Origin of the sequence: Paracoccus sp. (in: a-proteobacteria) (assembly GCF_035556475.1) — a bacterium.
Classification (GTDB): Bacteria; Pseudomonadota; Alphaproteobacteria; order Rhodobacterales; family Rhodobacteraceae; genus Paracoccus.
In genome coordinates, this window is record NZ_DATMFA010000007.1 from 29,793 (window position 1) to 54,610 (window position 24,818).

24 protein-coding genes are annotated in these 24,818 nt (G+C 67.3%); 18 read left to right on the forward strand and 6 right to left on the reverse strand.

The features are described from left to right. Window positions 1–110: 110 nt before the first annotated feature. The 14 genes from hutI to VNQ78_RS00730 all read left to right on the forward strand — a co-directional run bounded on the left by hutI (window position 111) and on the right by VNQ78_RS00730 (window position 14,969). The gene (gene hutI, locus VNQ78_RS00665; RefSeq protein ID WP_325685527.1) at window positions 111–1,280 is read left to right on the forward strand and encodes an imidazolonepropionase; all 1,170 of its coding nucleotides are present in this window, start codon (window positions 111–113) and stop codon (window positions 1,278–1,280) included. Further along, complete coding sequence (gene hutH, locus VNQ78_RS00670; RefSeq protein ID WP_325685529.1) at window positions 1,249–2,814, forward strand: histidine ammonia-lyase; 1,566 nt, start codon at window positions 1,249–1,251, stop codon at window positions 2,812–2,814. The genes hutI and hutH overlap by 32 nt, the downstream gene beginning before the upstream one ends. Continuing rightward, window positions 2,811–3,602, forward strand: coding sequence for an N-formylglutamate deformylase (gene hutG / locus VNQ78_RS00675; RefSeq protein ID WP_325685531.1), 792 nt, complete (start codon window positions 2,811–2,813; stop codon window positions 3,600–3,602). The genes hutH and hutG overlap by 4 nt, the downstream gene beginning before the upstream one ends. Further along, complete coding sequence (locus VNQ78_RS00680) at window positions 3,599–4,747, forward strand: CoA transferase (protein WP_325685532.1); 1,149 nt, start codon at window positions 3,599–3,601, stop codon at window positions 4,745–4,747. The genes hutG and VNQ78_RS00680 overlap by 4 nt, the downstream gene beginning before the upstream one ends. Then, window positions 4,744–5,898, forward strand: coding sequence for an acyl-CoA dehydrogenase family protein (locus VNQ78_RS00685; protein ID WP_325685534.1), 1,155 nt, complete (start codon window positions 4,744–4,746; stop codon window positions 5,896–5,898). Before VNQ78_RS00680 ends, VNQ78_RS00685 begins: the two co-directional genes overlap by 4 nt. Before the next feature lie 15 nt (window positions 5,899–5,913). Next, window positions 5,914–7,578: a urocanate hydratase gene (gene hutU / locus VNQ78_RS00690; RefSeq protein ID WP_325685536.1), complete on the forward strand. Its 1,665-nt coding sequence runs from the start codon at window positions 5,914–5,916 to the stop codon at window positions 7,576–7,578. A 66-nt stretch (window positions 7,579–7,644) separates the two neighbouring features. Next, window positions 7,645–8,460 (forward strand): transporter substrate-binding domain-containing protein, encoded by an 816-nt coding sequence (locus VNQ78_RS00695; protein ID WP_325685538.1) that lies wholly within the window; start codon window positions 7,645–7,647, stop codon window positions 8,458–8,460. Between the two features lie 57 nt (window positions 8,461–8,517). Further along, window positions 8,518–9,165, forward strand: a complete 648-nt coding sequence (locus VNQ78_RS00700; RefSeq protein WP_325685540.1) for an amino acid ABC transporter permease — start codon at window positions 8,518–8,520, stop codon at window positions 9,163–9,165. After that, window positions 9,165–9,827, forward strand: coding sequence for an amino acid ABC transporter permease (locus tag VNQ78_RS00705; RefSeq protein ID WP_325685542.1), 663 nt, complete (start codon window positions 9,165–9,167; stop codon window positions 9,825–9,827). The genes VNQ78_RS00700 and VNQ78_RS00705 overlap by 1 nt, the downstream gene beginning before the upstream one ends. 3 nt (window positions 9,828–9,830) lie before the next feature. Next, the gene (locus tag VNQ78_RS00710; RefSeq protein ID WP_325685544.1) at window positions 9,831–10,601 is read left to right on the forward strand and encodes an amino acid ABC transporter ATP-binding protein; all 771 of its coding nucleotides are present in this window, start codon (window positions 9,831–9,833) and stop codon (window positions 10,599–10,601) included. A 63-nt stretch (window positions 10,602–10,664) separates the two neighbouring features. After that, the gene (locus VNQ78_RS00715) at window positions 10,665–11,789 is read left to right on the forward strand and encodes an NADH:flavin oxidoreductase/NADH oxidase (protein ID WP_325685546.1); all 1,125 of its coding nucleotides are present in this window, start codon (window positions 10,665–10,667) and stop codon (window positions 11,787–11,789) included. A 134-nt stretch (window positions 11,790–11,923) separates the two neighbouring features. Further along, on the forward strand, window positions 11,924–12,649 hold the full coding sequence (locus VNQ78_RS00720; RefSeq protein WP_325685548.1) for an exopolysaccharide biosynthesis protein: 726 nt from the start codon (window positions 11,924–11,926) through the stop codon (window positions 12,647–12,649). A gap of 39 nt (window positions 12,650–12,688) precedes the next feature. Beyond that, on the forward strand, window positions 12,689–13,966 hold the full coding sequence (locus VNQ78_RS00725) for a hemolysin family protein (RefSeq protein WP_325685550.1): 1,278 nt from the start codon (window positions 12,689–12,691) through the stop codon (window positions 13,964–13,966). Between the two features lie 55 nt (window positions 13,967–14,021). Beyond that, window positions 14,022–14,969: a hydrogen peroxide-inducible genes activator gene (locus tag VNQ78_RS00730; protein ID WP_325685552.1), complete on the forward strand. Its 948-nt coding sequence runs from the start codon at window positions 14,022–14,024 to the stop codon at window positions 14,967–14,969. Here VNQ78_RS00730 and VNQ78_RS00735 read toward each other — a convergent pair. The 5 genes from VNQ78_RS00735 to VNQ78_RS00755 all read right to left on the reverse strand — a co-directional run bounded on the left by VNQ78_RS00735 (window position 14,962) and on the right by VNQ78_RS00755 (window position 19,844). Further along, window positions 14,962–15,771 carry a TonB family protein gene (locus tag VNQ78_RS00735; RefSeq protein ID WP_325685554.1) on the reverse strand — a complete coding sequence of 270 codons (810 nt, stop codon included), beginning with the start codon at window positions 15,769–15,771 and terminating at the stop codon, window positions 14,962–14,964. The two genes, VNQ78_RS00730 and VNQ78_RS00735, sit on opposite strands and share 8 nt — an antisense overlap. Next, window positions 15,768–16,256: a TonB system transport protein ExbD gene (exbD, locus tag VNQ78_RS00740; protein WP_325685556.1), complete on the reverse strand. Its 489-nt coding sequence runs from the start codon at window positions 16,254–16,256 to the stop codon at window positions 15,768–15,770. The genes VNQ78_RS00735 and exbD overlap by 4 nt, the downstream gene beginning before the upstream one ends. Window positions 16,257–16,259: 3 nt before the next feature. Continuing rightward, window positions 16,260–17,345 (reverse strand): tonB-system energizer ExbB, encoded by a 1,086-nt coding sequence (gene exbB, locus VNQ78_RS00745; RefSeq protein WP_414694030.1) that lies wholly within the window; start codon window positions 17,343–17,345, stop codon window positions 16,260–16,262. Between the two features lie 155 nt (window positions 17,346–17,500). Continuing rightward, window positions 17,501–18,535, reverse strand: a complete 1,035-nt coding sequence (locus VNQ78_RS00750) for a siderophore-interacting protein (protein WP_325685560.1) — start codon at window positions 18,533–18,535, stop codon at window positions 17,501–17,503. A gap of 136 nt (window positions 18,536–18,671) precedes the next feature. After that, a complete protein-coding gene (locus VNQ78_RS00755) occupies window positions 18,672–19,844 on the reverse strand; it encodes a pyridoxal-phosphate-dependent aminotransferase family protein (protein WP_325685562.1) in 1,173 nt (390 codons plus the stop codon). A 132-nt stretch (window positions 19,845–19,976) separates the two neighbouring features. Here VNQ78_RS00755 and VNQ78_RS00760 point away from each other — a divergent pair, with 132 nt between their 5' ends. Genes VNQ78_RS00760 through dinB form a run of 3 tightly spaced genes read left to right on the forward strand, consistent with a single transcriptional unit; the run spans window position 19,977 to window position 23,517 of the window. Then, window positions 19,977–21,716 carry an ABC transporter ATP-binding protein gene (locus VNQ78_RS00760; protein ID WP_325685564.1) on the forward strand — a complete coding sequence of 580 codons (1,740 nt, stop codon included), beginning with the start codon at window positions 19,977–19,979 and terminating at the stop codon, window positions 21,714–21,716. Further along, a complete protein-coding gene (locus VNQ78_RS00765) occupies window positions 21,716–22,435 on the forward strand; it encodes a folate-binding protein (RefSeq protein WP_325685566.1) in 720 nt (239 codons plus the stop codon). Before VNQ78_RS00760 ends, VNQ78_RS00765 begins: the two co-directional genes overlap by 1 nt. Further along, entirely contained in the window at window positions 22,432–23,517 is a 1,086-nt protein-coding gene (gene dinB, locus VNQ78_RS00770; protein WP_325685568.1) for a DNA polymerase IV, read from the forward strand. The genes VNQ78_RS00765 and dinB overlap by 4 nt, the downstream gene beginning before the upstream one ends. Here the strand turns inward: dinB and VNQ78_RS00775 are convergent. Next, window positions 23,508–24,458, reverse strand: a complete 951-nt coding sequence (locus tag VNQ78_RS00775; RefSeq protein WP_325685570.1) for a DUF533 domain-containing protein — start codon at window positions 24,456–24,458, stop codon at window positions 23,508–23,510. The genes dinB and VNQ78_RS00775 overlap by 10 nt on opposite strands. Window positions 24,459–24,677: 219 nt before the next feature. On the opposite strand from VNQ78_RS00775, the gene VNQ78_RS00780 reads away from it, so the two are divergent. Continuing rightward, a partial coding sequence (locus VNQ78_RS00780; RefSeq protein WP_287884751.1) for a GTP-binding protein occupies window positions 24,678–24,818 on the forward strand: 141 nt, incomplete at its 3' end.

The window sequence follows — 24,818 nt, forward strand, 5'->3', positions numbered from 1 at the left end:
TCAAAATAAGTTTAGACATAGAGTATAATTAAGTTTAGACATATGCAAAGCAAGAAATGACTGCGGGAGCTTCGAGGATGCTGCTTCTTACCGGGGGAAGATTTGCCGGAATGGGCGCTGGATCAGGCGGTTACGATCTGATCGAGGATGGCGCCATGGTGATCCGGGACGGTCGAATCGACTGGATCGGAGAGGTCGGGAAGCTCCCGGAGGAATATGCGGACCTGCCCTATCAGGATCTGGGCGGCCGGCTGGTCACGCCGGGCCTGATCGACTGCCACACCCATATCGTTTTCGGCGGCGACCGCGCGCGTGAGTTCGAGATGCGGCTGGAGGGCGCGAGCTATGAGGAGATCGCGCGCGCCGGCGGCGGCATCCTCTCCAGCGTGCGCGCCACCCGCGAGGCGGATGAGGCCGCGCTGCTCGCCTCGGCCCTGCCGCGCGTCGATGCGCTGCTGGCCGAGGGTGTCACGACGATCGAGATCAAGTCGGGCTATGGGCTGGATGTCGAGAGCGAACTGAAGATGCTGCGCGTCGCCCGCCGGATCGGCGAGTTGCGCAAGGTCACGGTGCGCACCACATGGCTCGCCGCCCATGCCTTGCCGCCCGAATACAAGGACGACCGCGCGGGTTATATCCGCGAGGTCGTGATCGCCGGGATGGATCGCGGCCATGCCGAGGGGCTGATCGACGCCGTCGACGGCTTCTGCGAAGGCATCGCCTTTTCCCGCGACGAGATGGCCGGGATCTTCGATCATGCGGCAACGCTTGGCCTGCCGGTCAAGCTCCATGCCGAGCAGCTTTCCGACCTTCATGGCGCGGCCATGGCGGCGCAGCACGGCGCGATTTCCGCCGACCATCTGGAATGGCTGGGGCAGGACGGCATCGACGCGATGGCGACCTCGGGCACCGTCGCGGTGCTGCTGCCCGGCGCGTTCTATACCCTGCGCGAGACGCAATATCCGCCGGTGCAGGCATTGCGCGATGCGGGCGTTCCGATTGCGCTGGCGACGGATTGCAATCCCGGCACCTCGCCCCTGACCTCGCTGCTGCTGACGATGAACATGGGCGCGACGCTTTTCCGCATGACCCCAACCGAATGCCTGACCGGCGTGACCCGCCACGCGGCGACGGCGCTTGGTCTTGCCGATCGCGGCCAGCTTCGGCCCGGCCTGCGCGCCGATCTTGCGGTCTGGGACGTCCGGCATCCGGCCGAGCTGACCTATCGCATCGGCTTCAATCCTCTTCATGCCCGCTTTGTCGGAGGCGAACTTGTCTGAACTGATCCTTATTCCCGGTGAAACCACGCTTACCCAGCTTGAGCGGGTCTGGCGCGAGGGGCTGGCCGTCCGGCTGGCCGATAGCGCCCGCCCCGGCATCGCCGCATCCGCCGCGCGGATCGAGGCTGCTGCCAATGGTGATGCGCCGGTCTATGGCGTCAATACCGGTTTCGGAAAACTGGCCTCGATCAAGATCCGCTCCGAGGATACCGCGACGTTGCAGCGCAACCTGATCCTCTCGCATTGCTGCGGCGTGGGCGAGGCGGTGGAGCCGGAGGTCGTCCGCCTGATCATGGTGCTGAAGCTGCTGTCGCTGGGTCGCGGCGCCTCGGGCGTGCGCCCCGAGGTGATCCAGCTGATCGAGGACATGCTGGCGCGCGGCGTCCTGCCCGTCATCCCGTCCCAAGGCTCGGTCGGCGCGTCGGGCGATCTTGCGCCCTTGGCCCATATGGCCGCCGCCATGCTGGGCGAGGGTCGCGCGACCCATGAAGGCCGCGAGATGCCCTCGGCCGAGGCGCTGGCCGCTGCCGGGCTGAAGCCCGTCATTCTGGCCGCGAAAGAGGGGCTCGCGCTCATCAACGGCACGCAGGTTTCGACCGCCTTCGCGCTGGTCGGCCTTTTCGACGCCTTTGCCGCGGTTCGCGCCGCGCTGGTCACCTCCTCGCTTTCGACCGATGCGATCATGGGATCGACCGCGCCTTTCCTTGAGGAGATCCACACCCTGCGCGGGCATCGCGGGCAGATCCTGTCGGCACGCATCATCCGCGGGCTGATGGACGGCTCGGAAATCCGCGAAAGCCACCGCGAGGGCGACGCCCGCGTGCAGGATCCCTATTGCATCCGTTGCCAGCCGCAGGTCACGGGCGCCTGCATCGACCTGCTGTGGCAGGCCGCCCGCACGCTCGAGATCGAGGCGAATGCCGCGACCGACAACCCGCTGGTCCTGACCAGCGCCGATTTGATCGTCTCGGGCGGCAATTTCCATGCCGAGCCGGTGGCTTTCGCCGCCGACCAGATCGCGCTGGCGATTGCCGAGATCGGTGCAATCTCGCAGCGCCGCATCGCGCTGATGGTCGATCCGGCCCTGTCCCATGACCTGCCGCCTTTCCTGACCCCCGATCCCGGCCTCAATTCGGGCCTGATGATCGCCGAAGTCACGTCGGCCGCGCTGATGAGCGAGAACAAGCACCTCGCCAATCCCTGCTCGACCGATTCGACTCCGACTTCGGCCAATCAGGAGGATCACGTCAGCATGGCCGCCCATGGCGCGCGCCGGTTGAAGCGGATGAATGCGAACCTTGCCCATATCGTCGGGATCGAGGCGCTTTGCGCCAGCGCGGGGGTGGAGTTCCGCGCGCCGCTGGCCACCTCGGCACCCCTGCGGGCGGTGATCGCGAAACTGCGCGAGACCGTCCCCGCACTGGAACAGGACCGCTACCTCGCCCCTGACCTTGCTGAAGCCGCGCGCCTCGTGCGCGAGGGGGCGCTTGTCGCAACCGTGCCCGCCCAGCTTTTCGAGGAGGTCCACCCATGAACCCGGTCGAGATCCATCAGGGCGACAGCCCCGTCATCCTCGGTCTGCCCCATACCGGGACATGGCTGCCCGACGACATCCGCGCCCGCCTGAACCCGCGCGGACAGATTCTGGCCGATACCGACTGGCATATCGACCGGCTTTATGACGGGCTGCTGCCTGGTGCGACGACGGTGCGGGCGACCTTCCACCGCTATGTCATCGACGCCAATCGCGGGCCGGATGACGCGAGCCTCTATCCGGGCCAGAACACCACCGGGCTGGTCTCTGCCACCGATTTCGACGGCGAGCCGATCTGGATCGAAGAGCCGACCGCCGAGGAAATCGCCGACCGCAAGGCCCGCTTCCACGCGCCCTATCACGCCGCGCTCGCGGCCGAGATCGAGCGCGTCCGCGCGAAACATGGCGTCGCGATCCTTTACGACTGCCACTCGATCCGCAGCCATATCCCGTTCCTGTTCGAGGGCATCCTGCCCGATTTCAACATCGGCACGAATAGCGGCGCGGCCTGCGATCCCCGGATCGCGGCGGCGGTTTTCGACGCCTGCGCCGCGACCGGGCGGACCCATGTGCTGAACGGCCGCTTCAAGGGCGGCTGGACGACGCGGCATTACGGCCAGCCGGGCACTGGCGTTCACGCGATCCAGATGGAGCTTTCGCAATCCTCGCATCTCACAACCGAAACGCCGCCCTTTGCCTATGACGAGGGCAAGGCCGGGGAGTTGCGCGTGACGCTGAAGGCGATCCTCGAACGCCTCGCGGCGCTTGCGCCGGAGCTTCGTGCATGAAGCCGCTGTCGGGCATCAAGGTTCTTGACCTCTCCCGCGTGCTGGCCGGTCCCTATTGCACCGCGCTGCTGGCCGATCTCGGGGCCGAGATCATCAAGCTGGAGCCGCCGCAGGGCGACGACTATCGCCATATCGGACCCTTCAAGGACGGCGAAAGCGCGCTTTTCACCCTGAACAACCGGGGCAAGAAAAGCCTCGTCCTCGACCTGAAGAACCCCGCCGATCTGGAACTTGCACAGGCCATCGCGGCCAAGGTCGATGTGGTGGTCGAGAATTTCCGCCCCGGCGTGGCCGAGCGGCTGGGTCTTGGGGCCGAGGCGCTGAGGGCCGCGAATCCCCGGCTGGTCTATTGCTCGATCTCGGGCTTCGGGCAGCAGGGGCCGTTCCGCGACCTGCCGGCCTATGATCTGGTCGTGCAGGCGATGTCCGGGCTGATGGCCGGGACAGGCGAGGAAGGCGGTCAGCCGCTGAAAACCGGCGAAAGCATCGCCGACCTGATCGCCGGGCTTTTCGCAAGCTGGTCGATCATGGCGGCGCTGGTCGGGCGCAATGCCTCGGGGCAGGGGGCGACGCTGGACGTGGCGATGTATGACGCCCTCTTTTCCATGCTGACGACCAGCCATGCGCTGCATCTTTACGCGGGGCTGCTGCCGCAGCGCGTCGGGAACCGCCATCCCTTGTCGACGCCCTTCGGCTGCTTTGCGACGCAGGACGGGCAGGTCGCGATCGCGGTGCTGTCGGGCAAGCATTTTGCCACGCTGGCCGCGCTGATCGGCGCGCCGGAGGCGGCGGGCGACCCGCGCTTTGCCACCGACGAATCCCGCACCACGCATGAGCCTGAGGTCAAGGCGCTGATCGAGGCGTGGTCGTCGCAGCTGACGACCGAGGAGGCGGTTGCCGCCCTTGCGGGCGCCGGCCTGCCCGCCGCGCCGATCTGGGACATTGCCGAGGCCGCTGGCAACGCGCACGCGACCGCGCGCGGGCTTGTGACGCCGCTGCCCCATGCCGTCCTTGGCATGGCCCCGACCGTCGGGCAGCCGGTGCGCTTTGACGGCGAGAAGCCGGTATCGGCCGTGTCCTCCCCCGCGCTGGGTGGAGACCGCGCCGCGATCCTGCGCGAATTCGGACTGGAGGAAATTGCATGAGTGACGACTGGCACATGCTGGCCGAGGAGGAGCGGCTGTTCTGCGACGTGCTGACCCGCATCTGCGCGGAGCAGATCGCGCCGAAGGCCGCCGAGACCGACGAGACCTCGGCCTTTGTCCATGCGCAGCTTGCGACGCTGGCCGAGGCCGGGATGCTGGGCGCGAACCTGCCCGAGGAATACGAGGGCAGTGGCATTTCGGCCCCGGCGCTGCTGCGCGCGGTCGCGATCGTGGCGGGGGCCTGCGGCTCGACCGCCTCGGCGCTGACGGCGCATTACCTTGCCACCGACTCGATCCTTCTGGGCGGGTCCGAGGCGCAGAAGCGGGAATGGCTACCCAAGGCCGCGAGCGGCGAGGCGCTGGGGGCCTTCGCCCTGACCGAGCCGACCGCCGGTTCCGACCCCGCCGACATGAAGACCCGCGCCCGCCGGACCGAAACCGGCTGGCACCTCAAGGGCACGAAATGCTTCATCTCGAATGGCGGCGTGGCGGATTTCATCGTGGTCTATGCCGTGACCGACCCGGAAAAGGCGCATCGCGGCATCTCGGCCTTCATCCTGCCGAAGGGCACGCCGGGGCTGGAGCCGGGCGCGGCCGAGCGGACCATGGGCCTCAAGGGCGGGCAGGTCTTTACCCTGAACATCGACTGCCACCTGCCCGAGGAGGCGCTGCTGGGCGAGGAGGGCAAGGGCTTCCGCACCGCCATGCAGGTCTTGGACAACGGCCGGATCGAGGTCGCGGCGCAATGCCTTGGCCTTGCCGAGGCGGCGATGCAGGCCGCGATCGGCTATGCCAAGGAGCGCGTGATCGGCGGCCAGCTTCTCAGCGATCGGCAGGGTATCCGCTGGATGATCGCCGATATGGGGCTGGCCTATCGTCAGGCGCTGCTGCTGTCGCAGGATGCCGCGCGCCAGCGCGAGGCGGCCCATCACGGCGGCGGGCGCTTCTCGCTCGCTTCCTCCATGGCGAAGCTCGCCGCGTCGGAGGCGGCGGGCAAGATCGCCGATACCGCGCTGCAATTGCTGGGCGGCTATGGCTATACCCGCGATTTTCCCATCGAACGGATCAACCGCGACCTTCGCATCATGCGCATCTATGAAGGCTCGTCCGAGATCCAACGCATCATCATTTCCGGCAATATGCTGGCCTGACCGAGTAGGCATGACATGGACAATCCCCGTCACAACACCCGCGACATCTATCCCGCGACCGGCACCGAAATCACCGCGAAAAGCTGGCTGACCGAAGCGCCGATGCGGATGCTGATGAACAACCTGCATCCCGACGTGGCCGAGAACCCGCATGAGCTGGTCGTCTATGGCGGCATCGGCCGCGCCGCCCGGACCTGGAAGGATTTCGACCTGATCGTCGACAGCCTGAAGAAGCTCGAGGAGGACGAGACGCTGCTGGTCCAGTCCGGCAAGCCGGTCGGCGTCTTCCGCACCCACAAGGACGCGCCGCGCGTGCTGATCGCGAACTCGAACCTCGTTCCCCATTGGGCGAACTGGGACCATTTCAACGAGCTGGATAAGAAGGGCCTGGCCATGTACGGCCAGATGACCGCCGGTTCGTGGATCTATATCGGCACGCAGGGCATCGTTCAGGGCACCTATGAGACCTTTGTGGAGGCGGGGCGCCAGCATTATGACGGCAACCTCAAGGGCAAATGGGTGCTGACCGGCGGCCTTGGTGGCATGGGCGGCGCGCAGCCTTTGGCGGCGGTGATGGCCGGGGCCTGCTGCCTTGCCGTCGAATGCGACGAGACCCGCGCCGATTTCCGCCTGCGCACCCGCTATGTCGATGAAAAGACCCACAGCCTCGACGAGGCGCTGGCGATGATCGACCGCTGGACCAAGGCCGGCGAAGCGAAATCCGTGGCCCTGATCGGCAACGCGGCCGAGGTCTTCCCCGAACTGGTCAGGCGCGGCGTCCGCCCGGATATCGTCACCGACCAGACCAGCGCCCATGACCCGGTCCATGGCTATCTGCCGATCGGCTGGACCGTCGCCGAATGGCGCGCGAAACAGGAAAGCGATCCGAAAGCGGTCGAGAAAGCCGCCCGCGCCTCGATGCGCGTGCAGGTCGAGGCGATGGTGGCCTTCGCCGATGCCGGGATCCCGACCGTGGATTACGGCAACAACATCCGCCAGATGGCGCTGGAAGAAGGCTTCGAGCGCGCCTTCGCTTTCCCCGGCTTCGTTCCGGCCTATATCCGCCCGCTCTTCTGCCGGGGCGTCGGGCCGTTCCGCTGGGCCGCGCTGTCGGGTGATCCCGAGGATATCTACAAGACCGACCAGAAGGTGAAGGAACTGATCGACGATCCGCACCTGCATAACTGGCTGGACATGGCGCGCGAACGGATCAGCTTCCAGGGCCTGCCGGCGCGGATCTGCTGGGTCGGGCTTGGCTTGCGCGACAAGCTGGGCCTCGCCTTCAACGAGATGGTGCGCAACGGCGAACTGAAGGCCCCGATCGTGATCGGCCGCGACCACCTCGACTCGGGTTCGGTCGCTTCGCCCAACCGCGAGACCGAGGCGATGCGCGACGGTTCGGATGCGGTTTCCGACTGGCCGCTGCTGAATGCGCTGCTGAACACCGCCTCGGGCGCGACCTGGGTGTCGCTGCATCATGGCGGCGGGGTCGGCATGGGCTTCTCGCAGCATTCGGGCATGGTGATCTGCTGCGACGGCAGCGCCGATGCCGATCGCCGCATCGCCCGCGTGCTGTGGAACGACCCGGCGACGGGCGTAATGCGTCATGCGGATGCAGGTTATGAAATCGCGCTGGACTGCGCGCGCGAGCATGGCTTGAATCTGCCCGGCATTCTCTGATCCAAGGGGGCGACGACGCAACGCTCCGACGTCGCCCCGTCCACCCTGTCCAACAAGGAGAAAGACATGAGCTTCCACATGACCGTCCGGGCTGCACTGGTCAGCCTGATCGCTCTCGGCGCGGCCTCGGCCGCCTCGGCCGACCAGCTCGCCGATATCAAGGCAGCCGGCAAGATCGTCACCGCGACCGACATGCACTATGCGCCCTTCGACATGCTGAACAACGGCACCTATGAGGGCCTGACCAAGGATCTCTTCGACGAAGTGGCGAAGGAAATCGGGGTCGAGCCGGTCTATCAGGACATTCCCTGGACCGCCGAGCTGCCGGGCCTCGAAGTCAAGAAATTCGACATCGTCATCGCCCCGGTGACCATCACGCCCGAGCGGGTCGAGCGTTACACCTTCACCCTGCCGATCGCCGATGCCACGGTCGCGCTGGTCAAGGCCGCGTCGAGCGACCTCGCGAAGCCCGAGGACATCAAGGGCAAGACCGTCGGCGTCCAGCAGGGCACCGCGCAGTTCAAGCAGCTCGAGGCCTATGGCGCCGAGCTGGGCGGCGTGACGATCAACGAATACGGCACCACCGACGAGGCCTATGCCGACCTCGCCGCCGGTCGTCTGGATGCCGTCGCAGGCTCGCTGCCGAACCTGACCTATCTGGTGAAGAACCGCCCCGAGACCTTCGCGATGTTCGAGCCGGCCAAGTTCGGCGAGCCGAAATACTTCTCGTGGGTGCTGCGCAAGGATGCCGACAGCGAATCCTTCGCCAAGGCGATCAATGACGCGATGCTGAAGATGACCGATGACGGCCGCGTCAAGGCGATTCAGGAGAAGTGGCTGGGCACCTATACCGAGCTGCCCCGCGAAGTTCCGACGAAGTAAGCCTTTCGCCGGGCGGGGACATCTCCGCCCGGTTTTCCGACCCAAGGCGAGACGTGCATGTTTTCCATCCCGGTGTTCTTTGAAAGTTTCTGGCCGCTCATTTGGGCGGCGCGATATACGCTGCTGATCTCGGTCCTCGGGATCGCGCTGGGGTTGGTGATCGGAACCCTGATCTGCGCCGCGCGCCTCTCGCCCTATGGGGCGCTGCGCCGCTTCGCGGCGATCTGGGTCAGCTTCCTGCGCGGCGTGCCGCTGCTGGTGCAGCTTCTGGTGTTCTATTACACCCTGCCGGTGATCGGGGTGGATATCCCGGCCATTGCCGCGGCGGTGATCTGCGTCGGCGTCTGCGCCTCGGCCTATATATCGGAAATCTGGCGCGGCGCGATCGCGGCCCTGCCGAAGGGGCAGGCCGAGGCGGCCGTCGCCATTGGCATGGGCCCGCGCGACGTCTGGACCCGGGTGATCCTGCCGCAGGCCTTCAGCTTGTCGCTGCCCGCGCTGGTCAATGAACTGATCCTGCTGGTCAAGGCATCCTCGCTGGTCTCGGTCGTCGGCATCCTCGAGATCACGCGGGCCAGTCAGGCGCAGGCCGCGACCACCTTCCGCCCGCTGGAGGTCTATATCGCCGCCGCCATCATCTATCTGGCGATCAACCTGTGCCTCGCGGCGCTGGGACGCTACCTTGAACACAGGACGGCCGTGTGATGGATTTCAGCATCTTCCAGCAATACGGCCCCGCGCTGCTGAGGGGGTTCGGCATCACCATCCTGTGCTGGATCCTCGGCACGATCTTCGGCATGTGCCTTGGCCTCGTGATCGCGCTGATCCAGCGCTATAGCCCGCGCTGGGTGCGCTGGATCATTCAGGCCTATATCGAGGTGATCCGCGGCACGCCCTTCCTCGTCCAGCTTTTCGTGCTGTATTACGGCGGCCCGCTGATCGGCTTGCGCCTTGATGCGCTGCCCGCCGGCCTTCTGGGCCTGACCATCTATGGCAGCCCCTATTTCGCCGAGATCTTCCGCTCGGGCTTCCGGGCCGTGCCGCATGGCCAGATCGAGGCCGCCCGTGCCATCGGCATGACCGAAATGGCCATCGTGCGACGCATCCTGCTGCCGCTCGGCCTCGTCTCGTCGCTGCCGGCGCTGATCAACTTCTCGATCATCCTGACCAAGGAGACGGTGATCCTCTCCATCATCACCGTGCCCGAGCTGATGTATCAGGTGAACCGCATGTCGACCGAGACCTTCCGTTATCTGGAGGCGAACCTCGTGCTGGCGCTGTTCTTCTGGCTGCTCGTCGAAACCATCTCGCGCGTTGGCCGCCGGCTTGAGACGCGCATCACCAAACATCTGATCGAAAGGACCTGAGCGATGCAGGCCGCTGCCGTCGAGATCCGCAAGGTCAACAAGTTCTACGGGCCGTTCCACGCGCTCAAAGACGTGGACATGAACATCATTCCGGGCAAGGTGACCTGCCTGATCGGGCCTTCCGGCTCGGGCAAGTCCACGCTGCTGCGCTGCATCAACTTCCTCGAGGAATACGATTCCGGCGAGGTTCTGATCGACGGCCAGATGATCGGCTATGACGCGCCCGGCAAGAAGATGTCGGGCCGCAAGCTGCGCGAGATGCGGCGTTCGATCGGAATGGTGTTCCAGCAGTTCAACCTGTGGCCGCACATGACCGCGCGGGAAAACGTGGCCGAGGGGCTGATCCGCGTGCGTGGCATCGCCCGGGCCGAGGCGCATGAGCGCGCGGCGGCTGCCCTGACCAAGGTGGGGCTGGGCGACAAGATGGAGAACCACCCGACGCGGCTTTCGGGCGGCCAGCAGCAGCGCGTGGCCATCGCCCGCGCCATCGCGATGGAGCCGCGGCTGATGCTCTTCGACGAGCCGACCAGCGCGCTTGACCCCGAACTGGTGGGCGAGGTGCTGAACGTGATGAAAACCCTCGCCGCCGAGGGCATGACCATGGTTGTCGTGACCCATGAGATGGGCTTTGCCGCCCATGTCGCCGATCAGGTCGCCTTCATGGAAAAGGGCGAGCTGGTGGGCGTCGATACCCCCGACCGCATCCTGCACCAGCCCGCCGACCCCCGCATCCAGTCCTTCCTGCGCACCTATCACGAGCGGAACAGTTTCTGAGCGCACTTGCCAAAACCCTCCTGCTGCCTAATTCATCTTGGGCAACCCAAGCAGGAGGGTCACATGCCCCAGTCGAAACTGTTCGAGCCGGTCGCCATCGGCGGCTCTACCCTTGCGAACCGTATCGTCATCGCGCCCATGTGCCAGTATTCGGCCGAGGACGGGAAGATGACCGACTGGCACCAGATGCATCTGGGAATGCTGGCCCAGTCGGGCGCGGGCATCCTGACCATCGAGGCCACCGCCGTCGTCCCCGAGGGGCGCATCACCTATGGCGATGTCGGGCTGTGGGATGACGCGACCGAGGCCGCGATGGCTCGTGTCCTGAAATCCATCCGCGACTGGTCCGACATGCCGATCGCGATCCAGCTTGCCCATGCCGGGCGCAAGGCCTCGACCGCGAAGCCCTGGGAGGGCGGGGCGCAGATCGCGCCCGGTCAGGCGAATGGCTGGCAGACCGTCTCGGCCTCGGACCTGCCCTTCGTGGCCACTGAAAATCCACCGACCGCGCTTGACCGCGCCGGCCTCGACCGGGTGCGGGATGGCTTTGCCGAAGCGGCGCGCCGCTCGGTCCGGCTGGGGATCGACGCAATCCAGATCCACGCCGCGCATGGCTATCTGCTGCATCAGTTCCTGTCGCCGCTGTCGAACAAGCGGACCGACGAATATGGCGGCAGTCTGGAAAACCGGATGCGCTTCCCGCTTGAGGTGTTCGACGCGGTCAGGGCTGCCGTCCCCGCAGGCTATCCCGTCACCGTCCGCCTGTCGGGAACCGACTGGATCGACGCGGCAGAATGGGAGGAGGGCGGCTGGGACAGCGAAAGCACCGTCGCCATCTCGAGGGAGCTTGAGGCGCGGGGCTGCGATGCGATCCACGTCTCAAGCGGCGGGCTGGATGCGCGGCAGAAGATCCCGGTCGGCCCGAATTATCAGGTGCCGCTCGCGCGCGCGGTGAAGCAGGCGGTCTCGATCCCGGTCATCGCGGTCGGCCTGATCACCGAGGCGCAGCAGGCCGAGGCGATCGTGGCAACGGGCGATGCGGACCTAATCGCGGTGGCGCGCACCATCCTCTATGATCCGCGCTGGCCCTGGCATGTCGCGGCGGAACTGGGCGCCAGCGTCACCGTCTCGCCCCAGTTTCTGCGCTGCCAACCCGCGACCCTGAAGGAGCTTTTCAGGGCCCGCTAGCCCCGCGCGATCTGCCCATTCGCCGGTGTGATCGGCGTTTTGGTGCGGGAACTGCCGATCGGCGGTTGTTCTTCAACGCATTTTCGCTAGACTAGGACGCCACACCCACGGAAAAAACAGCCGCCGACCTTTCGATGATCGACGACCCTTCCGACAAGCCCGACCCCCCGCGACGATGCGGGCCGGGTGATGTCGAACCCGTCATCCCCGTGCCCGCGGATGAACCCTCGCCGGAGTCCGGCCAGAGCGACCCTGAAGCGCGCCAGAGCCTGTCGCAGCGCCTGGCCGACCTTGCGCAGGAGGGCGTTCACCAGCGCATCGCCATGCGCGATCTCCTCGAATTGCTGCCGGGGCGCACGCTTGCGGCGCTGATCCTGCTTTTTGCCGCGCCGAATGTCCTGCCCGCGCCGCCCGGCCTCTCGGCGGTGCTGGGCCTGCCGCTGATCTATCTCAGTTTTCAGATGATGATGGCGCAGCGTCCCTGGCTGCCGCCGATGATCGCGCAGCGCTCTGTTTCACGTGCCACATTCGCGGCGCTGGTCCGGCGGGTGACGCCCGGCCTCGCCTGGCTCGAGCGGCGGCTGCGGCCGCGGCTTGCCCCCTTCGCCAGCCCGCTGGCCGAGCGGATCATTGGCGGGCTTTGCGTCGCCCTCTCGGTCATCCTCGTCCTGCCGGTCCCGCTGGGCAACATGCTGCCCGCTTTTGGCATCAGCCTTGCCATGCTGGGCCTGCTGGGGCGGGACGGGCTTTGGGTGATCATCGGCGCATTCGTCGGCCTCATCTCCCTCTTCATCGCGGTCGGGGTCGTCTATGCGATGATCAAGGCCACCATCTTCCTTCTGTCGCGCGTGCTGGCATGAGCCATCCGCGCATCTCCCTTACGGAACCGAGACTCTTCCATGTGGATTGAAATCCTGATCGTCGTCCTGCTGACCCTGCTCAATGGCCTTCTGGCCATGTCCGAGCTGGCCATCGTCTCGTCGCGGCCCGCGCGCCTCAAGGTGCTGGCCGACCGGGGCAATCAGGGCGCGGCGACCGCGATCCGGCTGGCCGAGGATCCGGGCCGCTTCCTCTCCTCGGTCCAGATCGGCATCACGCTGGTCGGCGTGCTGTCGGGCGCATTCTCGGGCGCGACGCTGGGCGCCCGGCTGGCCGCGGCGCTGCCCGGCTGGGGGGTGCCCCCCTCGCTCGCTCAACCGCTGGGCATGGGGGGCGTGGTCGTCGCGATCACTTATCTCTCGCTGATCCTGGGCGAGCTGGTTCCCAAGCAGATCGCGCTCCGCTCGCCCGAGAGCGTGGCGGTGCGGGTCGCGCCGCTGATGCGCGGCATCTCGCGCGTGGCGGCGCCGCTGGTCTGGCTGCTCGACCGCTCGGGCAAGCTGGTGCTGTCGCTGCTGCGCCAGTCGGGCGAGGACAACCGCGGCATCTCGGACGAGGAGATCCGGCTGGTGATCGCCGAGGCCGAGAATGCCGGCGTCATCCACCGGGCCGAGACCGAGATGATCGCCGGCGTGATGCGCATTGCCGACCGCAGCGCGCGGGGCCTGATGACGCCGCGCCGCGACATCCTCGCCGTGGACCTGCAGGACAGCTATGCCACCGTCGCCCGCAAGTTCAAGGAAAGCCATCGCACCCGCCTGCCGGTCAGTGACGGGGACGACCAGAATCTGATCGGCGTCGTCGCCAGCGCCGACCTGATCTCGGTCGATCGCCAGCATTTCGACCTGCGCGAGCTGATGAAGCCCGCGCCGATCATCCCCGAGACCATGGACGCCCCCGAGGTCATCAGCCGCCTGCGCGCCTCTCCGGGCCAGATGCTGCTGGTCTATGACGAATACGGGCATTTCGAAGGCGTCGTGACCCCGATGGATGTGCTGGAGGCCATTACCGGCGAATTTTCCGGCATGGACGATGACGAGCCGAAGCTGGTCGTGCGCGACGATGGCAGCATGCTGGTCGCGGGCTGGATGCCGGTCGATGAATTTGCCGACCGGCTGGGCGTCCAGCTTGCCGATGATCACGACTATTCCACCGTCGCGGGCCTCGTTCTTGACCTTGCGGGGGCGATCCCGCAGGTGGGCGACAAGGTCGATTGGGACGGCTGGCGGATCGAAGTCATGGACCTTGACGGCCGCCGCATCGACAAGCTGCTGGTCGACCGCCTCGCGCGGAGTTGAGGGGTGAAATAGAATCCCTTCTTCTCATTCGGCGCAGGTGTGATAATCGTTCGTTATGAATTTCACCCTGCGCCAGATCACCTATTTTCTCGCCGTCGCCCGGCTTCTGAGCTTCGTCCGCGCGGCCGAGGTTTCGAATGTCTCGCAGCCGGGATTGTCGAGCCAGATCGCCCAGCTTGAGGCGCGGTTGGGCGGTCCGCTGTTCGAGCGCGGGGCAGGGACCGGCCCGGTCCGGCTGACGGCCCTGGGCGAACGCCTGCTGCCGATTGCCCGCGAATTGATGGACACCGCACAGCGGTTGCAGGCCGCGGCCCGGGCCGAGCGTTCGGCGCTGTCGGGGCGGATGCGGCTTGCGATCATTCCGACGGTCGCGCCCTATCTGATCCCGCATCTGATCCCGATGCTGCGCCGCAATCATCCCCTCCTCGACCTTGAGTTGCACGAGGTGGTGACGGATGAGTTGCTGGAAGGGGTCGCCGCGCGCCGCTTCGATGCCGGGCTGATGGCGCTGCCGGCCAGCGCCCCCGGGATCGAGGCCGAGCCGGTCCTGCGCGACCCGTTCCTTGTCGCCATGTCCGAGGATGACACCACCCTGCTGTCCGGTCCGGCCCGGCCCGAGAATATCGAGATCGGGCGCCTCCTGCTGCTGGCCGATGGCCATTGCCTGCGCGATCAGGCGCTGGAGGTCTGCGGGATGCGCAATGCCCGCAACAAGCTGAACCTCGAGGCGGCGTCGATGGCGACCCTGATGCGGATGGTGGCCAGCGGGATGGGGATGACGCTGATCCCGCGCCTTGCGCTGGCCGACGAGAACCGCGATGGCCGCCTGCGGGTCGTGCCCTTTGCCGAGCCGGCCCCTTCGCGCGACCTTGCCGTCGTCTGGCGCCGCAATGCCGAGGCCGAGGGCGATGCCCGCGCGCTGGCCGAGGTGATCCGCAGCCTCGCCCCGCTGCTCGGGGTCGAGGCGCTGGAGGCGGGCAGCCCGGTCCCTGCCGTCAGTTGATCCTTACCGGCAGCGATATGGGAATCGACCTCCCCGAGGGATGGGGCGGCATCCGGGGCAGACTGCCTGCCTGACGTTGCAGCGCCGCATCCGTGCGGGCATCCCCCGTCGAGTTCATCAGCCTGCCGCCCGAGACGGCGCCATTCGGGGAAATCGTGAACGCCACGGTGACACTGGCACCCTTCTGCGACACGCGTGCGCGCCGCATGTGACGGGCCACGGCCGAGTTGACCTTCGACTCCCATGTCGCGACCTGTCGCGCGCTCGGTTGCGCCCCGGATTGCTGGGACGTGGTCTGCTGGGCTTTTGGTGCGCGAACCGTGGTGGACGCCTGACGTTGAGCCTGCTGCTGCGGCGCCTTTTCCTTCTTCTCTTCCTTCTTCGGCACCTGCTCTTGCGTGGCCACCTTGGGTTCCGGGTCGGGCGGCTCGGGGCGCGTCTTCGGGCGGACGGATTTTTGCAGCACCACCGCATCGGGCGGCGGCGGGAAAAGCGAGTTCATGTCGGGCAGCGGCTCGAGTTCCGGCAGCGGTTCCGCCATGGCGAAATCGGGCGCAGGCTCGGGTTCCGGCTCTGGCTCGGCCTCGGCCACCTGCTCGGACTCCACCTCGTCCGGCGGCGCGGCGGCCTGCGCGATGTCGGCCAGTTCGACATAGACCGCATCAGGCATACCGGGCGGTGCCGCAGCCTCGGCCCGGTGCAGGATCCACAGCGCGCCACCCAGATGCGCGGCCAGCACCACAGCGGCGGCAGAGCCCCAGAGCGCCCCTTCGCGGATCACGCTGTTGTGGTTGCTGCTCATGGCGCGGCGGCTCCTCCGGGCGCGGGTGCCGCTTCGCCTGCCGCCGGCGCGGTTCCGGGCGTGGCGGCGGTCGATTCCAGCCCGACCAGCGCGATCTTCAGATAGCCCGTCTCGCGCAGCGTGTTCATCACGCCCATCAGGTCGCCATAGGTCACGGCCTTGTCGGCGCGCAGGAAGATGCGCTTCTCGCGGTCGTTTCCGGTCGCCGTCGCAAGCGCCGCGGCCAGCCCGCCCGGCGGGATGTCCTCGTTCCCCAGCGCCAACGTCAGGTCGGGCTTCACCGTCACCCAGACCGGCTGGTCAGGGCGCTGCGCCGGCGTCGCGTTCGAAACGGGCAGGTCGACATTCACGTCGACCGTCGCCAGCGGGGCCGCGACCATGAAGATGATCAGCAGCACCAGCATCACGTCGATGAACGGCGTGACGTTGATCTCGTGGTTCTCGACCAGATCGTCGCCTTGGGATTCGCGGATGCCACCGGCCATGGCTCAGACCTCGCTGCGGGGGGCGTCGCGAAAGTCGAGGTCGCGACTGACAAGGCGCTTCACCCCCGCCGCGGCATTCGCAAGGCGCAGCCGGTAGCCGGTGATGGCGCGGGCAAAGACGTTGTAGATGACCACGGCCGGGATGGCGGCGACAAGGCCGATCGCGGTGGCCAGCAGCGCCTCGGCGATGCCGGGGGCCACGACGGCAAGGTTGGTGGTCTGCGATTCCGAGATGCCGATGAAGCTGTTCATGATCCCCCAGACCGTGCCGAACAGGCCGACGAAGGGCGCGGTCGAACCGATGGTGGCCAGAACCCCGGTGCCCCGGCCCATCCGGCGACCGGCAACCGCCTCGATCCGGTCCAGATGGGAATCGACGCGTTCCTTCAGCCCGCTGTCGCCCGCCTGATCCAGCGCCGGGGCCGAGCGGTCATATTCCGTCGCGGCGGCCCGGATCATGCGCGAGACCGGGTCGCGGCGTCCGCCAACCGCAGCCAGCGCGGCGGGCAGGCTGGCGGCGGTCTCGACCCGGTGGATGCCGCGCTGCACGCGGCTCAGCGCCCCGGCGAGTTCGAGGAACTTGGCGACCAGCACCGTCCAGGTCACGACCGAAGCGAAGGCGAGGCCGATCATCACGCCCTTCACCACCCAGTCCGCCGCCCAGAACATGCCCATCGGCGAAAGGTCATGGGGCAGGTTCGGGTCGCGCTCCTGCGGCGAGAGGGGGGCGAGCGCGTCGTGGATGACCTGCGGCAGCATCCCGGCAGGTTCCGGCGCGGTTTCGACCGGCACCGGCGCGAGGGCAGGCGCGGGCTGGGCTTCGGCCTCGGAGGGTTGGGCATCCGTTGCAGGTGCCGCTTCGGGCTGGGTCGCGGGCGTTTCGACAGGCGCGGTCGCCGGGCTCCCCGGAGTTGGGGTTTCTGCGACGGTGGCCGCCTCACCCGCCGGGGCCGGATCCGCCGCCGTGCCGGTGACAGCCGCCGGAGGCTGGCTTGCCGCGTCCTGAGCATGAAGCGGCGCGGCCATCATCAGGCAGGCAAGCGTAAGGGCGGTCCCCGCGCGCAGGCGCGGTAGCGGCAGGTGGCTCATGGCGGTCCTTCGTCTCTTCGGCATTTGCAGCTCCGCTGAGGCCGGGTAACGGGCCTGCGCATGAACGCAGGCATCTGCCTTGGCTGCGGCTTTGCCGTGCATATCCAACTTCAGGGTAAAATTGTCAACTATTACCCGGACCGAATTGGCGGGGTCTAGCGCGTCCAGTAGGCCGCGATATGGCTGCGATGCCGGCGGTGGGCGCCATCTTCCAGCAGCAGGGTGCGCAGGCGGTCGATCTCTCCGCGCTCGCCCGCGATCCACAGGAAATCATCGGGCGCGGGGGGCGTCGTGCGCAGGATCGCCTGCATGTCCTCGGCCCCGCCGGGCAGGTGCCGGATGCTGAAACCGGGGGTGCGCGGCATGGGATAATCCTCGCGCGCGCCCCATAGCCAGACCTCGCCCACTGCGTCAGGTCGCGCCGCGATGATCCGGGCGATCGCGGGATAGGCGGTCTCGTCCCCCGCAAGGATCAGCCGCCCCGCCGGGGGAATCCCCCCGCCCGATGGGCCGCTCAGCCCGACCACATCGCCAACCGCGTCGCTTTCCGCCCATTCGGTGATCCGGCCGCCGGCATGCAGGAACACATCCGTTTCCAGCCAGCCCGCGTCGGGGTCGGCATTGCGGACGGTAAAGACCGGTCGATGCAGCGCGCGCTCACCCTTCGGCCAGACCACCTGCCCATTTGCGCCGATCTTCGGCCATTCCGGCGCCCTGTCGCCACGCGCTGGCAGGACAAGGCGGAAATGGATCGAATCCTCGGTCGCAAGGCGGCGCAGATCCGGGCCTTGCAGCTTGAGCCGCAGGAAATTCGTCGAGATCCGCCGGATCCCGGCAACGCTGGCCAGGCTGAAATTCGCGGGCATCTTGCCCACATCGGCAAGCGAGGACCAGTCGAGGCGCTCGGCCAGCTTGGGGTGAACCTCGGCCAGATGCTCGCCGATCGCCTCCTGGATCGCGACCAGCCATTCGGGCCGGTGGGCGCGCGCAAAGACCAACACGTCAGGGCCACGCCTCTTGACGCCGAATTCGCCCATCTCGGTCTCGCACCAGGTCGACCGGCCGTGCCCGTCATGCAGGTCAAGCCCGTGCTCCGCGGCCTCCTGCCGCAGCAAACCGTCAAGCAGGGCGAAATCGGTGCCGGTCAGCATCGCTTCGGACTGAAACTCGGGCGGAGTCGTCAGGCGCATCCGGCCACCTCTCGTTGTCGTGCCGAAAATGCCGCGCGCCGATCCACCGGACAATCGGAAATCGCGCGGCACCTTCCGCTTTCACCGTTTCCCAAATACCCATCTCGACATGGCGGACAGGCGCAAGGCCAGCAGATCAGGCGCTCTCTGCGATCAGCTTCGCCGCCGCCGCGATCCCGCCCGGACCATGGGGAATGCCAAGCGCGTCCATACCCGCTTCGATCACCGCAAGCGTGCCCAGCAGCTGATGGGCGCTCACATGGCCCATGTGGGCGATGCGCAATCCGGCCTCGGGATCCGCCGCACCAAGGCCCACGCCCAGCGTCAGCCCGGCCTTTTCCTGCGCCCAGCCACGCAGCGCCGTCGCCCGCGGAATGGTCGCCGCCGTCACCGAGCGCGCCCGCCCGGCAGGCTCGGCCACCACGGCCGAGATGCCGCTGCCGCCCTTGCCCCAGGCGTCAAGCGCGGCCCAGGTCGCGCGGGCCAGCGCCTCGTGCCGCGCCCATGCGACGGGCAGCGTCTCCTCGTCCAGCAGCAGACTCAACGCCTCGTTCATGCCGAAGATGTGCTGGACCGGCGGCGTGCCGCCCCAGAATTGCCACAGCTCCGCCGCCTCGATCCGCGGCGCCCAGTTCCAATAGGGCGTGATCAGGTCGGTCGGCCCCATCGCCCGCAGCCGGTCGGAAAGCCACAGCAGCGCCAGACCCGGCGGCAGCATCAGGCCCTTCTGGCTGGCCGAGACCAGCAGGTCGACGCCCCATTCGTCCATCAGCATCGGCTCGCATCCAAGCGCGGCGATGGCATCGACCGCGAAGAAGGCTGGGTGATCGCCGATCGCCTGCCGCAGCGCCGGAATGTCGGCGCGGGCCGAGCTTGCGGTATCGACCTGACAGACCAGCACCGCCTTGATCTCATGCCCCTTATCAGCGGCCAGCCGTTCGGCAAGGCGGGCGGGATCGGGCGGGCAAAGCCCGAAATCCAGCGTCTCGACCCGGATGCCAAGCGCCCCGGCGGTCTGCGCCCAGCCGCGCCCGAAATGGCCCGAGGTCAGCACCAGCGCCAGATCGCCCCGATTGAACAGGTTCACATTCGCGGCTTCCCAGCCGGCATGGCCGTTCCCGATATAGGGCGCGCAATGGGCCGAGGTACCGGCCAGCCGCTTCAGCCCGGCGATCATCGCGCGGTTCTCGGCCGCGAGGTCGGGACCGTAGATATCGGGCGAGGGACGGTGCATGGCGCGCAGCACGCGATCGGGAACAGGCGAGGGGCCGGGGATGGCGACGACCGGGCGGCCCTGTGCAAAGCTCATTTCGGGAAGGCCTCTACAAGGTGAATCCGCAATCGGTAGGCCGGCGCGGCGGCAAGGTCAACGCCCGGCCGGGTTGCCGCGGGGGGCGTCACGGCTTATGCCTTTGGCGGAACTCGATCGCGGGAAGCACGGATGGCAGACAGATTACAGATCAGGGCCAATCTCTTCGCGCGGATGTGGCGGGACTACCTGCATCCCTATTGGGCGCGGATCGCGCTGGCACTGTTCTTCCTTATCCTCGAGGGCTCGACGCTGGGTCTGCTCAGCTGGATGCTGAAGCCGCTTTTCGACCGCGTCTTCGTCGGCGGCGAAGCCGATGCGATCTGGTGGGTGGGTGGCGTGATCTTCGGCCTCTTCATGCTCCGGGCCGCGACCTTCGTGATCAACCGCAGCCTGATGACCTCGGTTTCGCTGGCGGTCTCGACCCGGATGCAGACCGATCTGCTGCGCCATGTGATGACCCTCGACGGCGGCTTCTTCCAGAAGAACCCGCCCGGCGCAATGATCGAACGGGTGCAGGGCGATTCGATCGCGGTGCAGGGCGTCTGGTCCACCTTCATCTCGGGCATGGGGCGCGACATCGTCTCGCTCGTCTCGCTCTTCGGGGTTGCGATTGCGGTCGATCCGCAATGGACGCTGGCCGCGCTGATCGGCGCGCCGCTGCTGATCGTGCCGATGGTGCTGGTCCAACGCTATATCCGCCGCAAGATGCGCCAGAACCGCCAGATTGCCAGCCAGCGCGCGACGCGCCTTGACGAGGTGCTGCACGGCATCAACGCGGTCAAGCTGAACCGGATGGAGGATTATCAGGCCGGCCGCTTCGCCCAGATCGTCGGCCGCATCCGCAGCGGCCAGATCAAGATGTCGGCGATCGGGGCCACGGTCCCCGCGCTGGTCGACATCGTGACCGGCATCGGCTTCATGGGCGTCCTCTGGCTCGGCGGGGCCGAGGTCATGTCGGGCGAGCGCACGGTCGGCGACTTCATGTCCTTCTTCACCGCCATGGCGCTGGCCTTCCAGCCGCTACGCCGCCTTGGCAGTCTTGCCGGGACATGGCAGACGGCGGCTGCCAGCCTTGAGCGCATCTATGAGATCCTTGACATGCGGCCCTCGATCACCTCGGGTCCGCGCCGCGAGCCGCCGCCGGACACCACCATCATCCTTGACGATGTGCGCCTTTCCTATGACGGCTATCCGGTCCTGAACGGCCTCAGCTTCACTGCGAAGGCCGGCCAGACGACCGCACTTGTCGGGCCTTCGGGCGCGGGCAAGTCCACTGTGTTCAATCTGCTGACGCGCATGGTCGATCCCGCCTCGGGGTCGATCACGCTGGGGGGCGTGCCGCTGGCCGAGTTCGACCTGGCCACCCTGCGCGACCAGTTCTCGACCGTCAGCCAGGATGCGGCGCTGTTCGACGAGACGCTGCGCGAGAACATCCTGCTGGGCCATCCCGAGGACGAGGCGCGGCTGCGCGGCGCGATCGAGGCCGCGCATGTCGCGGATTTCACCGATCCTTTGCCGCAGGGCCTCGACACGCCGGCCGGGCCGCGGGGTTCCGCGCTGTCCGGGGGCCAGCGCCAACGCGTCGCCATCGCCCGCGCGGTCCTGCGCAATGCGCCGATCCTGCTTTTGGACGAGGCGACGAGCGCGCTTGACGCGCAAAGCGAGCTGCTGGTCCAGCAGGCATTGGACGAGCTGTCGCAGGACCGGACCACGCTGGTCATCGCCCACCGCCTCTCGACCATCCGCCGCGCTGACAAGATCGTCGTGCTGGAGGCGGGACGGGTTGTCGAGGAAGGCAGCCATGACCAACTGATGGAAAAGGGCGGCGCCTATGCGGCGCTGGTCAAACTGCAATTCGGAGAGAAGTGATGCGGCGGATCCTGGCGGTTACGGGGGCGGATCGGGTCGAATTCCTGCAAGGGCTGGTGACCAACAAGGTCGGCGATGTGCCCTGCTGGGCGGCGCTGCTGACGCCGCAGGGCAAGTATCTGGCCGACTTCCTGGTCATCCCGATGGGTGAGCGGCTGCTCATCGACGTCGATGACCGGCTGGCGGATGATCTGACGCGCAGGCTTTCGATGTACAAGCTGCGCTCGGCGGTCGCGATCGAGGCCACCGACCTTCAGGTCACGCGCGGGGTTGGCGACATGCCTGACGCGGCCATTGCCGATCCGCGCCACGAGGCGCTTGGCTGGCGGCTCTATGGCAGCGCCGAGGGCGATGACGGCACCGATTTCGACGCGATCCGGGTCGAGCATTGCATCCCCGAGTCGCTGATCGAGCTGATCCCGAACGAGACCTTCATCCTCGAGGCCGGGTTCGAGCGCCTGCATGGCGTCGATTTCCGCAAGGGCTGCTATGTCGGGCAGGAGGTCACGGCGCGGATGAAGCACAAGACCGAGCTGCGCAAGGGCCTGATCACCGTCGGAATCGAGGGCGAGGCCCCGGTCGGCACGCCGATCCTGATGGCGGATGGGCGCGAGGCCGGGACGCTCTTTACCCAGTCTGGCGGGAAGGCCATCGCCCATATGCGCTTCGACCGCATGGGCGAGGGGCTGACGGCGGGGGACGCCCGCATCCTCGCGTGAGCGCGGGGGGACGCATCCGCCGCATCGTCCATGTCGACATGGACGCCTTCTTCGCGTCCGTCGAACAGCGCGACAATCCCGAATTGCGGGGAAAACCGGTCGCCGTGGGCGGCATCCAGCGCGGTGTCGTCGCTGCCGCGAGCTACGAGGCGCGGCGCTTCGGCGTGCGCTCGGCCATGCCCTCGATGCGGGCGAAACGGTTGTGCCCCGACCTGATTTTCGTCAAGCCCCGCTTCGAGGTCTATCGCACCGTCAGCCAGCAGATCCGCGCCATCTTTGCCGATTATACCCCGCTGATCGAACCCCTATCGCTGGACGAGGCCTATCTGGACCTGACCGATCATCTGGAGGGGCGGACCGCGACCCGGATCGCGCAGGAGATCCGCGCCCGCATCCGCGAGGCGACCGGGCTGACCGCCTCGGCCGGGGTCAGCTACAACAAGTTCCTCGCAAAGCTCGCCTCGGACCAGCGAAAGCCGGACGGGCTTTTCGTCATCCCGCCCGAGGCGGGGGCGGCTTTCGTCCAGTCGCTGCCGATCGGCCGCTTTCACGGCGTCGGCCCCGCCACCGCGGCGCGGATGGAGGCGCATGGCATCCTGACCGGCGCTGATCTGGCGCGGCAGAGCCTTGAGTTCCTGACCGGGCGTTTCGGGAAGTCGGGAACATATTACTGGAACATCGCGCGCGGGATCGACCACCGCGAGGTGAAGCCGGACCGGATCAGGAAGTCGATCGGGGCCGAGAACACCTTCTTCGACGACCTGCGCGACCTTGCCGCCGCCCATGCCGAGCTTGCGCCGCTGGCCGACAAGGTCTGGCGGCACGCGACGTCGGCCCGGCGGGCGGGGCGGACGGTTACGCTGAAGGTGAAATACGGCGATTTCCGCCAGATCACGCGGGCGAAATCGCTGCCCGCGCCGGTCGAGAGCCGGGACCAGATGCTGGCGATTGCCTGCGAACTCCTCGCCCCGGTCTTCGCCGATCCGCGCGGGGTCAGGCTGCTCGGGATCACGCTTTCCGCGCTGGAGGAGGCGGGGGCGGTGGCCGCCCCGCGCCAGCTTGGCCTGTTCGATCAGGCGTAAAGGTTGGTCGCGCCGACCCTTTCGTGGATGCTGTTCACCGTCGCCTTGTCGAGGCCAAGCGCGGTCGCCAGCGAATGCAGGTATTCCGCCTCCTTGCGATTGTCGAAATCAATGGCCATTACCGACATCAGGTAAAGCTGGGGCGCGACCTCGGGCGGGACTTCGCGGGCAAGGGCGGCGGCATCGACGGGCGCCGCCATCTGGGCGCGGATGAACTTGCGCTCCTCGTCGTCAAGCTCTCCGAATTCCTTCATCAGGCGCTGCTGCTCGACCTCGTCGATCTCGCCATCCGATTTCGCGGCCTGGATCATCGCCTTCAGCATCAGCCCGGCAAGGGCGTTCTGTTCAGGCGTGGGCGCGACCTCGGGCTCGTTGCCGCTGGCGAGCGTCTGGTTGAAGATATCGCCGAAGCTGGTGTCGTTGCTGGGCTGCGAACCCTTTTGCGCAAGGCCCTCGGCCGGAGTGCCGGCGCGCGCTTGGCCGCCGCCGCCCAGAAGGTCGCCGAGGATGCCGCCGAGGCCGCCTGCCGCAGCGCCCCCGGCGAGGATGCCGCCCAGACCGCCGCCCGAACCCGAACCGGCAGTGGTCGCGCCGCCGCGCCCGCGCGTCAGGTCGTCAAGGATCCCGCCAAGCCCGCCCGAGGGCGAGCGCGCGCCGCCATAGGGCGTCCCGCCCCCGGCGGATGGCGTGCCGCGCCCGCTGAGAACCTGGCCCAGGATGTCGCCAAGGCCGCCCGAACCCGCTTGGCGGGTGCCGGCATGTTGGGTGTTGTTGCCGAGCAGGTCGTCGAGGATGCTGCCGGATTGCGGCTGCCGGCCGTGCGCGCCGCCCGCGCCCGCGGTCTGGCTGCTGCGCGCCTGAGCGTTCTTCATCATGGTCCCGATGCCCTTGGCCAGCATGACGCCGGCCGCAACGCGGGCTAGTGACTTCATCAGACTCATCTGGTCCTCCGCCATGAAATCGCACCCGCCGGAAGGGCGGGCGACCTTCCCTGCCACAAGTGCCGTGGGGTCTTTCTGGTTCCGTCGAATGTCGCGGCGTATCGCGCGCATGGGACGGCCCGCCTGCCCTTGATTTTTCCCCCATGCAAATATAAGTCGCGGCGGATGTTTCACGGTGGGGGCTGTCGCGCGGGTGGCCCTCTCGCATAGGAGGCCATGATGGCAAAGGCAAAGTTTGAACGTACGAAACCGCACGTCAACATCGGGACCATTGGTCACGTTGACCACGGCAAGACGACTCTGACGGCTGCGATCACCAAGTATTTTGGTGAATTCAAGGCCTATGACCAGATCGATGGT

Coding starts and splice junctions, on each gene's coding strand:
- VNQ78_RS00710 (WP_325685544.1), top strand. CDS start 9,831: ATGCAGGCCGCTGCCGTCGAGATCCGCAAGGTCAACAAGTTCTACGGG.
- VNQ78_RS00765 (WP_325685566.1), top strand. CDS start 21,716: ATGCGGCGGATCCTGGCGGTTACGGGGGCGGATCGGGTCGAATTCCTG.
- VNQ78_RS00750 (WP_325685560.1), bottom strand. CDS start 18,535: ATGCGCCTGACGACTCCGCCCGAGTTTCAGTCCGAAGCGATGCTGACC.
- hutU (WP_325685536.1), top strand. CDS start 5,914: ATGGACAATCCCCGTCACAACACCCGCGACATCTATCCCGCGACCGGC.
- VNQ78_RS00700 (WP_325685540.1), top strand. CDS start 8,518: ATGTTTTCCATCCCGGTGTTCTTTGAAAGTTTCTGGCCGCTCATTTGG.
- VNQ78_RS00755 (WP_325685562.1), bottom strand. CDS start 19,844: ATGAGCTTTGCACAGGGCCGCCCGGTCGTCGCCATCCCCGGCCCCTCG.
- VNQ78_RS00775 (WP_325685570.1), bottom strand. CDS start 24,458: ATGAGTCTGATGAAGTCACTAGCCCGCGTTGCGGCCGGCGTCATGCTG.
- VNQ78_RS00685 (WP_325685534.1), top strand. CDS start 4,744: ATGAGTGACGACTGGCACATGCTGGCCGAGGAGGAGCGGCTGTTCTGC.
- VNQ78_RS00705 (WP_325685542.1), top strand. CDS start 9,165: ATGGATTTCAGCATCTTCCAGCAATACGGCCCCGCGCTGCTGAGGGGG.
- VNQ78_RS00760 (WP_325685564.1), top strand. CDS start 19,977: ATGGCAGACAGATTACAGATCAGGGCCAATCTCTTCGCGCGGATGTGG.
- hutI (WP_325685527.1), top strand. CDS start 111: ATGGGCGCTGGATCAGGCGGTTACGATCTGATCGAGGATGGCGCCATG.
- VNQ78_RS00730 (WP_325685552.1), top strand. CDS start 14,022: ATGAATTTCACCCTGCGCCAGATCACCTATTTTCTCGCCGTCGCCCGG.
- VNQ78_RS00715 (WP_325685546.1), top strand. CDS start 10,665: ATGCCCCAGTCGAAACTGTTCGAGCCGGTCGCCATCGGCGGCTCTACC.
- exbD (WP_325685556.1), bottom strand. CDS start 16,256: ATGGCCGGTGGCATCCGCGAATCCCAAGGCGACGATCTGGTCGAGAAC.
- VNQ78_RS00680 (WP_325685532.1), top strand. CDS start 3,599: ATGAAGCCGCTGTCGGGCATCAAGGTTCTTGACCTCTCCCGCGTGCTG.
- VNQ78_RS00720 (WP_325685548.1), top strand. CDS start 11,924: ATGATCGACGACCCTTCCGACAAGCCCGACCCCCCGCGACGATGCGGG.
- VNQ78_RS00725 (WP_325685550.1), top strand. CDS start 12,689: ATGTGGATTGAAATCCTGATCGTCGTCCTGCTGACCCTGCTCAATGGC.
- hutH (WP_325685529.1), top strand. CDS start 1,249: ATGCCCGCTTTGTCGGAGGCGAACTTGTCTGAACTGATCCTTATTCCC.
- hutG (WP_325685531.1), top strand. CDS start 2,811: ATGAACCCGGTCGAGATCCATCAGGGCGACAGCCCCGTCATCCTCGGT.
- exbB (WP_414694030.1), bottom strand. CDS start 17,345: ATGAGCCACCTGCCGCTACCGCGCCTGCGCGCGGGGACCGCCCTTACG.
- VNQ78_RS00695 (WP_325685538.1), top strand. CDS start 7,645: ATGAGCTTCCACATGACCGTCCGGGCTGCACTGGTCAGCCTGATCGCT.
- VNQ78_RS00735 (WP_325685554.1), bottom strand. CDS start 15,771: ATGAGCAGCAACCACAACAGCGTGATCCGCGAAGGGGCGCTCTGGGGC.